We start from the raw sequence: 12,447 nt of genomic DNA on the forward strand, positions 1-12,447 counted from the left end.
ATGTATTAGTAAAAATTGATCATTAAATATAAAAATTAAGTAGTCATCATATAAGGTAATCATTATGACAGCCGACACCGATAATACTGCCCAGTCGCAAGGGCTCTATGTCTGGCAAATGGACAATCTGCTCGCAGCGACCACGTCGCTCGATGGGCAGTGGCAACTACCACAAGGCCATGCAGAACAGACGGCCTTGTCCAGTAAACGTATAGCCACCGATACCCGCACGATAAAGCCAGGTGATATATTTTTGGCGCTAAGCGGCGATAATTTTGATGGTCACGATTATATCGAGACAGCAATATCAAAAGGCGCAGTTGCCGCTGTCGTCTCGCGTCCTATTTCGTTTTCCGGCCCAAATGCTATTCCGCAATTGGTGGTCAGCGATACCCGTTTGGCGCTAGGTCAATTGGCAGCGTATCGTCGTCAGCAGCATACAGATTTAACCGTGATTGCTATTACGGGTTCTAGCGGCAAGACCACTTGCAAAGAAATGCTAGGCAGTATTTTTGGTAGATTGGCACCGACCTTAATCACTCGTGGTAACCTCAATAACGATTTGGGTGTACCAATGATGCTGCTTGAGCTATCAGATCATCATCGCTATGCTATTTTAGAGTTGGGTGCAAACCATATTGGCGAGATTGCTTATACGACTGAAATCGTTCAGCCTGACGTGGCCTGTATCTTAAACATCGGTACAGCGCATTTGGGTGAATTTGGTAGCCGTGAAGGTATTTGCCAAACCAAGGCTGAGATTTACCATACTTTGACGGACGCGCAGTTTGCAATCGTTCCTGATAAGGATGATTTTACCAATCAGCTACGCCGTATCGCTGAAAAGCATACCTCACATGTGATTGGCTTTGGTAATACGGATGTGAGTGCAAGCCATCTAGACGTAGAGCCTGAACGTAGCGAATTTAAGCTACATATCGGTAACCAAGTCCATGATATCAACTTGCCATTGGCAGGTGAACACAATGTCAATAATGCCTTGGCTGCTGCTGCCTGCGCGCATGCGCTAAATATTGAAGTGAGTGATATCGTCATTGGGCTTGAAAATGCGCGTCCTGCTAAAGGTCGTCTAAATAGCCAGATACTTGGTATGCATCGTCTCATTGATGATACTTATAATGCCAACCCTCATTCGGTACGTGCTGCCGCCAAAGTACTGGCTGCGCAAACAGGCACGCAAGTTATGGTGCTGGGCGACATTGGTGAGCTAGGAGATGCGGCTATCAGTGAGCACCAAAGCTTGGGCCGTACTATCGCAACCACAGGTATCAATGTGCTGCTTTGTGTTGGCGAATATGCCCCTTATACTGTTGCGGGTGCGCAAGAGGTGTCTGATATCAGTGCTCATGCCTTTGCTGACAAAGACAGTTTATTACAGTATTTACAGCCGTATTTGCAAGCGCAACAAGCTAAGCCTTGTACTGTGTTGTTCAAAGGCTCTCGTTCCATGGGAATGGAAACACTTATTCATGCGCTAGTAGAGGAGTAGGCGGTGTTAGTTTGGTTGTTCGGCTGGCTTGGCCAGTATTATACGCCGTTTTCTGCGGTTTCTTCGTTGACACTGCGAGCATTGCTTGCCGTTGTTACCGCCCTTATGTTTAGCATGATGTTTGGTGGTCGTGTCATTCGGCACTTGCGATCGCTCAAATACGGTCAGGCCATTCGTAATGATGGGCCTCAGTCGCATTTGGCAAAGACTGGTACACCAACTATGGGCGGGGTATTGATCCTAAGCGCGATTGGCATATCGACGCTGCTGTGGGCACGACTAAACAATCCTTATGTTTGGATTTTGCTCGTGGTTATGGTTATCTTCGGCGCCGTAGGTTGGGCTGATGATTGGCTGAAAATTAAGTATAAAGATCCAAAAGGCTTAATAGCTCGCAAAAAGTATTTTTGGCTGTCCATGGGTGCGTTATTTGTCGGTGTTTCTTTGTACTATATCGCCACGCTACAACCCGATATCAACACCACGCGTGAGATGCAGGATCTGCTATTGCCAGTATTCAAAGACTGGATGATTCCATTTTCAGCGGTGCCATTTGGTATTGGCTTCATCATCTTTACCTACTTTGTGATTAATGGCGCTTCTAACGCAGTCAATCTAACCGATGGTTTGGATGGTTTGGCGATTTTGCCAGTCGTTCTCGTCGCTGCAGGTTTGGGTGCGATGGCTTATGTATCAGGTGATGTACGCTTTGCTGATTACTTGCATGTGCCTTATATTCCTTATAACTCCGAAGTCATCATCGTCTGTGGCTCAATGGTGGGAGCAGGCCTTGGTTTCCTATGGTTCAACGCGCATCCAGCACAAGTATTTATGGGTGATGTTGGCGCGCTAGCACTGGGCGCGATGCTAGGTACTATTGCCGTGATGACCCGTCAAGAGATTGCCTTTGCGATTATGGGTGGTTTGTTTGTCGCAGAAGCGCTATCAGTGATGTTGCAAGTTGGCTCGTACAAACTGCGCAAAAAACGCGTCTTCCGTATGGCACCGCTGCATCATCATTTTGAGGAAATTGGCTGGAAAGAAACGCAAGTGGTAGCTAGATTTTGGATTATTGCCATTATTCTTGTCATCCTTGGGCTAATGACGCTAAAACTGCGTTAAGCTATAACCGCCAAATATCTATATAGATATTTGCAAAACTCCAAAAAGCCGTTTCAATCGTGATTGAGGCGGCTTTTTGTCGCTCAGGACCCATGAATTTTGTTAAAATGCGAAGCATATTGCTATCACTTTGAGATGCCCGTGTCGTTATTTATTTGTCCACTTTGTCAGTCACCGCTACAGCCTGCTGCAGATACTTGGCGCTGTGATGGTAGTTTGCACTCTAAACAGACTTCACATCCCTTTGATGTTGCGCGTCAAGGCTATGTCAACCTGCTGCCAGTACAACAGAAAAAGTCCAAAGCCCCCGGAGATAGCCAAGAATCTATCACTGCGCGTAAACGATTTTTGAATCATGGGCACTATGCACCGCTTCAAAACTTAATTAGTCAAAAAATGGCAGAGTTACTGTCTAACGATGAGTTCATAAACAAGCAAGATAGCAAGCCAGTCAGTTGGCTTGATATTGGCTGCGGAGAAGGCTACTACACGCAGGCAATGGCGCAAATGGGCTCGGATGTTATAGATACGCTGATAGCCGCTGACATCAGTAAGCCTGCAGTGGTTGAGTTGGCTAAAGTAAGCAAAGCGATAGGTCGTCTCTGGTATCAGCCGCGCCAAGAAGATACTGCCAAAACGACAGCAGTCTATCCATTAGTGACCAGTGCTGCACATTTACCATTACGCCCGCACAGTATGACGGGCATTAGCAGTATTTTTAGCCCTATTTTGCCCGAGGCGTTTGATAATGTATTGATGGATGGTGGCTATCTGATCATTGCCAAGCCTGATGTCGGGCATTTGGCAACGATGCGTGATGCGTTATTTGATGATGTGCGTGAGCATGATTCTGATAAATTCTTACAAGAATTGGCACCATATTTTACGTTGGTTGAGACCTGCCGTGTCAGTACAGAGCTGACGTTATCCGCAGAGGATTTGGCTGATTTGATGACGATGACACCTTATGCGTACCGTGCCCGCAGTGAGAAAAGACAAGCACTACTGGCAGCAGTAGAGAAAGAAGCATTTAGCACAGAGGCAAAGTTTGTGGTTTATATTTTGCAGAAAACGTCTGTTTAGCACATTTAGCACATTTAGAGCATAGCAGTATGGGGTATTGCTATGCTCGTGTTAAACATTAACCAGAAACTTCTAATGAGTTAGGTTTTTCGAATACCAGAAATATTGATATCAGGAAATTTAGCTAACCGTTTCCGTATTTGCATTCTTTATCAATCAGCTAGTCGTTCGCGTTTTTATAAATATCCTGTTTACGATGCTTACCGATAAAGCGTAAATACGCTGTCACTTAACCAAACATTACGCCAATACCTAACATGCCTTTGATTGCGCATGCCCTCGTAACAATCGCAACCTTTCTTCAAGTTTCATAAATCTACTTAATACTAGAATCATTTATCATTCTCTTTGTCGATAGAGTAAAGCTTTATCACGATAGTTCATTTAACACTAAGTGAATTATCTATAACTACTCTAAATATGAATTCAAAGGAATAAAATTATGAAAAAGATACTAGGGCGTGTCTTCATTTCAAAAATGGTGATAAAAATGAGATAAATTGCCGTCAAGCGAGGAAAATGGTGCAGATAATATCGGGATATTAACTAGCGATTTGACGATGTTTGGCAAAATTTAGCTATTTTTAGCCCATTTAGATAACTATCGAGTGAATTGAAGACACGCCCTAGTTAGCTCGATTCTAGCCGTTACTGCTTGTTTGTCGATGGTTGGTCAGGCCAATGCCGCGCCTAATTTTGATAAGCATCATTCAGCTCAAGTACAGCAACAAAAACACAGCAGCAATAAAGAGAGTAATAACTATAAGCATGCCAAAGCTAAGGCAGCAAAGTCACATCACAAAGCGAATGTAGTGGCTGCTAAACACAAAGCAACAGCCAAAAATGTCCATGCTAAAAACAGCCACGATAAAAACAACCATGACCGTCGCTCGTAGAAATATGATCCTACCATCCAAAAATAGCGCCTTAATTAGGCGCTATTTTTTTGTTTATATGACACTATTGATCGTTACTAATTGAGTAAATGCTACTGACTGATAAATGTCATTGATTTGGATGTACCGCTTTTATTAGGCTGAGTGAGTGTGACTTTGCTACTCAAAACATCGCCTTTGGCATTGATTTTATAGCACTCTGAGGACGTACCTGCAGCATCAGAAGTTAAAAGTAGATTACCTGAGGTTTTTATACAGAGCCACGCCGTATTATTTGTATCTTGTGTGAGCGACCAGTCCTGCTTATAGGTGGCGGTTTTCTGACGCATACTGCTGTCAGCATATACGTTTTCAGTGATGAGTTGACTTGAGTCGCCCACCGTAGATATCTTAGGTATACTCGTCGTTTGGTTGGCGATTGAATACTCACCCGTACTATCCGTAAAACCATGGAACACCAATGGATTTAGCGTAAAGTAATTGATAGCGACTGACTGATCCGTGATCTGCTGATTCACTGTGTTGATTGTGCTGACTTCTGCGCCTTGTACCATTTTATTATTAAAACGCATGCTACCTTTAGGGGTGATTTGAATATCTGCGGCTACGCTTTGTCCGCCGACAGTAGCGACCAGTTTTTCACTACGTTGTTTAGCGTAGATATTGAGTAGGGCAGTCTCAATTGGGTATTGAGTAACGACTTTATCAGAGTTGTTATTTTGATTGGTATTACCTGTTGCCATGCCGCCCATGCCAGTAGCGCAAGCACTCAACCCGAGTCCTGCAACGATACACATTCCTAGTGTTTTCATTGTTGTATCCTTTAGTTTATTTAAATAAATACTACCGATATCTACTATAATCCAATTTTTGGACAATGGCATCTGCCGAGTATCAGAGACCCTATTGTGATTACATTTTTGTACGGAATAGCAATGATAGTAAATATAGATACAAAGCTAGATTAAGCGCCACAGAAAAACTCAAAGCCTTTTTCGTATAAGGGTCTAGGAATAAAATTAAGCTATTAATAAAACGAATCGTAATAGAGTATCTACTCATTTTATGAGTCACTCTCAGCCCATGGTACGAATTTTTTAGTTTGGTCAATCAATGTGTTATTCAATTAGATATATAGTTATTAAATCTTATACGACATATGAAATTAAGGCTAAACAGAAATATTTCAGACAGCAGTAGAGGATGAGTATAGACTGAAAGTCTTACTGTTAAAAAGTATAAAGAATATTTAGAGAAAGGTAGAACAAGACAGGAAAACTGAGGTTTTGCTTAAGCAGAATAAGATTGGCGGTGAAGGAGGGATTCGAACCCTCGATACGCTATGAACGTATACACACTTTCCAGGCGTGCGGTTTCAGCCACTCACCCACTTCACCATTTTTTGAACGCCTAAGTATAGCGGATACCATGTAGAATGTCACGACTTGCGCGCTATCTTTCTTTATTGGCAAGCGCCTGCTAGGATAGTAAGTATGTAACGGCAAGTATAAATGGTTGAAAGTTGAATGATAAGTTTTAGTAGGCTTAAGTACGGATGTAAGAATAGTGCGCTGATGGCAGTATTGCTTGTCGCGACGGGTATCACCCAGACACACGCTGATGATTTGACCCAGTGTAGCCAGTCTTTTTATGGGGGTGTTTATCCTGAATTTACCAATACCAAGTTAAAAAAAGAGACACAAGCGCTATGCATGGAGGGCTTTGCGGTTATGTACTCGGGGGTATCACGTACACCGCTTTGGTCAGCAGAGTATCTCGATCGCACACGTCTACAACAAGCTAAGCAGATCGATCGTGAAGATAGCTTCCATGAAGAGAGTAAACTACCCGCCTTCGCACGTGCCTCACTCTATGATTACTCAGGAACTGGCTACGATCGCGGGCTGTTAGCACCCAATGCCAATATGGCCAATCGCAGCCAACAGTATGATAGCTTTAGTTTAGCCAATATTGCTCCGCAGTCACCACGTAATAACCGTTATACTTGGCGTAATATCGAATCAGCGACTCGATATTTGACTCAGCAATACGGTGAGGTCTATACCATTACAGGGGTAGCATTTACTGATAAAAAAACCAAGCAGCTCGCTGATCGTGTGCTTGTACCTAGCCATTTCTTCAAAGCTGTATATCTCCCAGCAACCAATCAAGCAGGCGTGTATTACGCCCCAAATGATGAGTCAGAACGCATCGATGTGATCAGTATCGATGAGCTGACCACTGAGATTGGTATCGATGTATTACCTATGCTAGATAGTCAGTCCAAATCTCAAGCATTTGATTTACCATTGAAGGCAGGTGAAAGCTCTGATTTACCTATTGATATACCAGCAGAAGATCCTGTTTGGAAGTTATTTTTCTGGGCGATTATTGATTGGTTAATGAACTAGTTTAATGTCTAGTTAAGTGTCTATATTGGTGACTAATAAATACTATTTGATCAAAGATATACTTGCATAGGTAGTTCACATACATATAACTTCGTTGACTTCATTTACTATTAAGTGCCTGTTAAGATAAGGTGTTAAAAGTACAAAAAAATATGGCTAGATTATGAGTTTCACATGGGGTGTACATAGTATCAAAAACATAAGATTGACAACGATATTTATCATAATGATAAGTACTTCATTAGTACACGCTGATGATTTGACCCAGTGTAGCCAGTCTTTTTATGGGGGTGTTTATCCTGAATTTACCAATACCAAGCTAAAAAAAGACACACAAGCGCTATGCATGGATGGCTTTGCGGTCATGTACTCGGGGGTATCGCGTACACCGCTTTGGTCAGCAGAGCATCTCGATCGCACACGTCTACAACAAGCTAAGCAGATCGATCGTGAAGACAGCTTTCACGAAGAGAGTAAACTGCCAAAGTCAGCACGAGCCTCATTATCCGATTATTCAGGCTCTGGCTATGATCGAGGTCATTTGGCACCCAATGCCAATATGGCCAATCGCAGCCAGCAGTATGATAGCTTTAGTTTAGCCAATATTGCTCCGCAGTCACCACGTAACAATCGCTACATTTGGCGTAATATTGAATCTGCCACTCGGTATTTAACGCAGCAATACGGTGAGGTGTATACCATCACGGGTGTGGCATTTACTGATAAAAAAACCAAGCAGCTCGCTAACCGTGTCCTTGTGCCTAGCCATTTCTTCAAAGCGGTATATATCCCAGCAACCAATCAAGCCGGGGTGTATTACGCACCCAATGATGAATCAGAGCGTATCGAAGTTATTAGCATTGATGAGTTAACTGCTGAAACGGGTATCGATGTCTTACCGATGTTAGATATCCAAACAAAAACACAAGCGTTTGATTTACCATTGAAGGCGGGTGAGAGCTCAGATACCCCCGAGGTGCCAGTAGAAGAGCCTGAGTGGATACTGTTTGTCTGGGCTATTTTAGAATGGTTGATTGCACAATTACAGGCTTAAGCTGAAAGTAAGACCCTAAAACCGCCTCATTCTGAAAAAATACAATGTTACTGATAATAAGGATAATCAAATGATTGAGCCATTCGCCAACGACCATCAAAGCATGCAGATTGGTGATCTTGTCATTGAAAATCAAAAAGACAAGATTATTATATATGGTGATATTGATCTCACTTTTGACGAGTTAGGATACGAGCAAGCCCAACAGCTACATGAGCTGTCGGAGAAAATCGTACAAGCATTTGCAGATAAAAATCTATATAGTAAGAATGATGCTAAGTCAAAGGAAAAGGATGACCAATTAGATAAAGATATCGACAACCCTTTCCTGTAAGTCTTTGATATAGTTTTATTTTTCCAGAAATAATAAAGTATAAAAAAATTACTAGGCAAACTTAAAAAATTGCTTATAATGAATCAAGACATCGCTTATGTCGCTCAGGTCTTTGAACAAACCTTATGAGTCATTGCGGTAATATCTAATTAAGACGCAAGTAATTAGGTAAATACCCCAAGACTCATAACAAAAGATTCTAGCAAAGGATAAGCATAGGACAACAGAAACATAACGTTTCGAGTAATCATTGTATGAAGGGAGTCAATCTATGAAGTTATTTACAAAGACCACTTTAGCAGTTGCTGGTATTGGTATTGCTAGCATGGCATTCGCCGCTGACCCATTAGCCAACACTACTTGGCAGACATATGATGAAGGCAAGCCAAAAGGTACGGTAAAAATCACTGAGTCAAATGGTGTGTTGACCGGTACTCTTATTGCTACTAACTCAGCTAAAGGCAAAAAGCACGTTGGTACGACCATTATTAAAGGTCTAAAAGCTGACGGTGGTGGTAAATATAGTGGTGGTACGATTACTGACCCTGAAAAAGGCAAAGACTATCGTATGACTGCAAGCTTAAGCGGCAACACATTAAAGCTAAAAGGCTATATTGGCCCATTCTCTCGTAGCCAAGAGTGGAAAAAGAAATAAACTAAAAAACTAGTTTCAGCGTAATACATAAAATCTCGCGTTACCGAAAGGTCTCGCGGGATTTTTTACGTTTTAGATTTAAGCTTATGGCTTCAACAGGGGAGAGCTTTAAACACTAAAATTATAAACACCGATACTACAGTAGGTAGTATCAGCGCATTTAACAGTAATCTTTAGCTTATTTGAAAGGCGCTTATCTTATAAATTCTGGGTAAGCTTCCATACCACATTCTGCAATATCAGCACCTTCGTACTCGTCTTCTTCAGAGATACGTAGACCGATAACTAGCTTGATGATAGACCAAACCACTAGGCTGGCAATGAATACCCAAGCAAAGATGGTTGCAGCACCCACAATCTGACCGATAAAGGTAGATGCTGGGTTAGTAATAGGTACGATTAGTAGACCGAATAGACCGACCACACCGTGAACTGAGATTGCACCAACTGGATCATCAATTTTAATTTTGTCTAAGGCTAAGATTGATAACACTACAATGATACCGGCAATAACACCGAAGATAGTAGCTTGTAATGCAGAAGGAGTTGAAGGCTCAGCAGTAATGGCAACTAGACCTGCTAGTACACCGTTTAGAAGCATGGTTAGATCCGCTTTACCAAAGATGATGCGGGCTAAGATTAAGGCACCGACAGCACCGCCAGCAGCAGCAGCATTAGTGTTCAAGAATACCATTGCAACAGCATTAGCACTAGCGATGTCGCCTAATTTAAGCACTGAACCACCGTTGAAACCGAACCAACCCATCCACAAGATTAGTGTACCGAGTGCCGCTAATGGTAGGTTGGCACCAGGAATAGCACGTATCTCGCCATTAGGGCCATATTTACCTTTACGTGAGCCTAAGAGCAATACACCTGCTAGAGCTGCTGCAGCACCGGCCATATGTACAATACCAGAGCCTGCAAAGTCAGAGAAGCCCATGTCGCCTAGGTTAAATAGACCAAAGACATCGTTGCCGCCCCATGTCCAGCTACCTTCTAGTGGGTAGATAACACCAGTCATGACTACAGCAAACAATAAGAATGACCACAGTTTCATACGCTCAGCAACGGCGCCTGATACGATTGACATACAGGTCGCTACAAAGACCACTTGGAAGAAAAAGTCTGATGCGGCAGAGTAGACAGAGTCGCCACCGAAGCCGTTTTCAGCAGAGGCTGCTAGAGCGTCTTCTACTAACGTATCACCGCCTGCAATTCCGCTTAAGAATAAATCGCCACCATACATAATCGCATAGCCGCATACCATATACATGATACTAGCCGTTGCAAATAGTGCGACGTTTTTAGTTAAGATTTCGACTGTATTTTTTGATCGGACCAGTCCGGCCTCTAACATAGTGAAGCCTGCTGCCATCCACATGACCAACGCACCACATATCAAAAAGTAAAACGTATCGAGCGCATATTGGAGCTCAAAGATTTGACTTTCCATTTAAATTCCCCCTTGAATTTATAATATAGATATCGGCATTACCGATAGATAAAAATGCTGTAAGAGTCTGTACCTATAAGTTTATGCCCGTAGGTAGGTCTTCAAATTTAGATAGCGTCAGGTCCCGTTTCACCCGTACGGATGCGGATAACTTGCTCAAGTGCAGTGACGAAAATCTTGCCATCACCAATCTTACCAGTGCTAGCGATACGAGTGATTGCCTCGATAGCAGGCTCAACCATCTCGTCGATCACAGCGACTTCGACTTTTACTTTAGGTAAAAAGTCCACCACGTATTCTGCGCCGCGATAGAGCTCTGTATGACCTTTTTGACGACCGAAACCTTTGACTTCAGTGACAGTGACACCTTTAACACCGATGTCGGAAAGCGCTTCACGCACGTCGTCGAGCTTAAACGGTTTTAAGATCGCAGTGATTAGCTTCATAAAAAATTCCTTATTTGTGTGATGCCGCAGATTGATAGAAGTACTATGGTGCATCATCATATCTCTGCCTTGCTTACTGTAAGTTATTCAAGAACTGTGCCAACCTACTCAAGGGGGGAGGTAGAATTGGCGTTGTTCATTAAAAAGTAATAACAGTAGTAACATAGAGTATGGGCTACGATGCAACGATTAGAGCCATCGCTACAAGCATAATAAAGGTGAATCAATCTTTAGCGTTTGGTTAACGAAAACTTTATTATAACCAACTTTTTGAGTGCTTGGGGAGGCTATCCCTTTATTTCATGTGACGATTTGCTAACTTGAGTTTGGTCGTTAGCTTGGCCTTTTCATGCAAGCATATCAAAGATGAATGGCGGCAATGTAGAGAGAAAATAGAGATAAGCGGCAGAGCCTAACATAGTAGTCAGACCCCTGCGCTTAGGTGAATAAAGGGTTTGGGCGTGTTTATATATATGTCGTTATGCTTTAGGAAATAGCAGATAAGGGGTTTTTGTACTGACCAATAGCTTTTTAGTGTCACTACCTTGTAGTAATTCGCGTAGACGAGATTGGCCAAAAGCCCCAGTCATAAGTAAACCGATATCATGCTGGTTTTGATAGTAGTTCAAAGCTGCTGCAACATCTCGGCAGTCGAGCAATGTCTTTTTGGATTTAATACCCGCCTGTTTGAGTTTGGCGTAGGCTTCACGCAACGCATCATAGTTATCAGAAGTTTCCTTGCCAACCATCACAATATGAACCGTTAGTGCACGCACCAGTGGCGTTTTACACAGCCAATTTAGTAGCTTATGGCACGTTGGACTGTTATCAAACGCAAATAAAGCGGTAGTAGGGGGCAAAAATGGTGCATGTGTCACCAAAATGGGGCAGTGACTGACCCGAATAAGTTGGCTCAGTGTTGATTTGCAGGTGACATGATGACCTATAACGATCATTTGTGCTTTGTCATCGACGTAATCAATGCTTTGGTTGAGGTTCTCATGACGATGCAGTGTATATGTCTTTAGCTTATGGCGTTGCTGCTCACAATACGAGGTCGCTTGAGATAATAGCAATCGGCCCTGTGCTTTTAGCTCACAGTTGCTCAAATGTTCTTTGGATGTGAATTGTTCGAGCAAAGCATTTTCGTCATCAATATTGAGGCAACCAGAATAATTAATAGCGGCTTTTTGCTGCAAGCTTGGCATCGAGTGCAATAAGCCAACAGGCGCGCGCAGGCGAATAGAAGCCCACATACTGGCCTCTAGTACCGCTTGAACATGATCAGGACAGTCCAAGCAAGCAATCACACTATCTGGTTTTAAATTACTCATAAAACGACCACATCATTTTAGTAATAAAAATCTGCTATCTCAGTTTATAGTTGGCGTATGAAAAATACATCCAACCCTTTTACCAATATAACTGTCTATTAATATCCGATACATTAGCCATAGACTAATAATACAGCCACATGACA

The 12,447-nt window shown here is 42.6% G+C and carries 12 protein-coding genes and 1 tRNA gene; 8 read left to right on the plus strand and 5 right to left on the minus strand.

What is annotated here, in order from left to right; translation table 11 throughout:
• Positions 1-64: 64 nt before the first annotated feature.
• The 4 genes from murF (at position 65) to QO187_RS07880 (ending at position 4,611) form a co-directional block, all read left to right on the plus strand.
• Positions 65-1,510, plus strand: a complete 1,446-nt coding sequence (gene murF / locus QO187_RS07865; protein WP_371547921.1) for a UDP-N-acetylmuramoyl-tripeptide--D-alanyl-D-alanine ligase — start codon at positions 65-67, stop codon at positions 1,508-1,510.
• Between the two features lie 3 nt (positions 1,511-1,513).
• On the plus strand, positions 1,514-2,632 hold the full coding sequence (gene mraY, locus QO187_RS07870) for a phospho-N-acetylmuramoyl-pentapeptide-transferase (RefSeq protein WP_057762045.1): 1,119 nt from the start codon (positions 1,514-1,516) through the stop codon (positions 2,630-2,632).
• A gap of 135 nt (positions 2,633-2,767) precedes the next feature.
• Positions 2,768-3,715 (plus strand): putative RNA methyltransferase, encoded by a 948-nt coding sequence (locus QO187_RS07875; RefSeq protein ID WP_102094305.1) that lies wholly within the window; start codon positions 2,768-2,770, stop codon positions 3,713-3,715.
• A 659-nt stretch (positions 3,716-4,374) separates the two neighbouring features.
• Positions 4,375-4,611, plus strand: coding sequence for a hypothetical protein (locus QO187_RS07880; protein ID WP_145990555.1), 237 nt, complete (start codon positions 4,375-4,377; stop codon positions 4,609-4,611).
• Between the two features lie 92 nt (positions 4,612-4,703).
• On the opposite strand, the gene QO187_RS07885 is transcribed toward QO187_RS07880, so the two are convergent.
• A complete protein-coding gene (locus QO187_RS07885; protein WP_102094303.1) occupies positions 4,704-5,423 on the minus strand; it encodes a hypothetical protein in 720 nt (239 codons plus the stop codon).
• Positions 5,424-5,917: 494 nt separating this feature from the next.
• Positions 5,918-6,008 (minus strand) — tRNA-Ser (locus QO187_RS07890).
• A 177-nt stretch (positions 6,009-6,185) separates the two neighbouring features.
• Between QO187_RS07890 and QO187_RS07895 the strand changes: the two genes are divergently transcribed.
• The 4 genes from QO187_RS07895 to QO187_RS07910 all read left to right on the plus strand — a co-directional run bounded on the left by QO187_RS07895 (position 6,186) and on the right by QO187_RS07910 (position 9,065).
• Positions 6,186-7,022, plus strand: coding sequence for a DNA/RNA non-specific endonuclease (locus QO187_RS07895; RefSeq protein ID WP_228153171.1), 837 nt, complete (start codon positions 6,186-6,188; stop codon positions 7,020-7,022).
• 226 nt (positions 7,023-7,248) lie between these two features.
• Positions 7,249-8,076, plus strand: a complete 828-nt coding sequence (locus QO187_RS07900) for a DNA/RNA non-specific endonuclease (protein ID WP_228153170.1) — start codon at positions 7,249-7,251, stop codon at positions 8,074-8,076.
• A gap of 70 nt (positions 8,077-8,146) precedes the next feature.
• Complete coding sequence (locus QO187_RS07905) at positions 8,147-8,410, plus strand: hypothetical protein (RefSeq protein WP_102093141.1); 264 nt, start codon at positions 8,147-8,149, stop codon at positions 8,408-8,410.
• A gap of 271 nt (positions 8,411-8,681) precedes the next feature.
• Complete coding sequence (locus QO187_RS07910; protein ID WP_101205965.1) at positions 8,682-9,065, plus strand: DUF2147 domain-containing protein; 384 nt, start codon at positions 8,682-8,684, stop codon at positions 9,063-9,065.
• 193 nt (positions 9,066-9,258) lie between these two features.
• Here the strand turns inward: QO187_RS07910 and QO187_RS07915 are convergent, their stop codons facing one another.
• The 3 genes from QO187_RS07915 to QO187_RS07925 form a co-directional block, all read right to left on the minus strand.
• Positions 9,259-10,521 carry an ammonium transporter gene (locus QO187_RS07915; RefSeq protein WP_101205964.1) on the minus strand — a complete coding sequence of 421 codons (1,263 nt, stop codon included), beginning with the start codon at positions 10,519-10,521 and terminating at the stop codon, positions 9,259-9,261.
• Positions 10,522-10,628: 107 nt separating this feature from the next.
• The gene (locus QO187_RS07920; protein ID WP_010197981.1) at positions 10,629-10,967 is read right to left on the minus strand and encodes a P-II family nitrogen regulator; all 339 of its coding nucleotides are present in this window, start codon (positions 10,965-10,967) and stop codon (positions 10,629-10,631) included.
• A gap of 479 nt (positions 10,968-11,446) precedes the next feature.
• Entirely contained in the window at positions 11,447-12,301 is an 855-nt protein-coding gene (locus tag QO187_RS07925) for a universal stress protein (protein WP_371547925.1), read from the minus strand.
• Positions 12,302-12,447: the final 146 nt, after the last annotated feature.

Source organism: Psychrobacter sp. Arc9 (assembly GCF_041431295.1).
In the GTDB taxonomy this organism is placed as follows: Bacteria; Pseudomonadota; Gammaproteobacteria; order Pseudomonadales; family Moraxellaceae; genus Psychrobacter.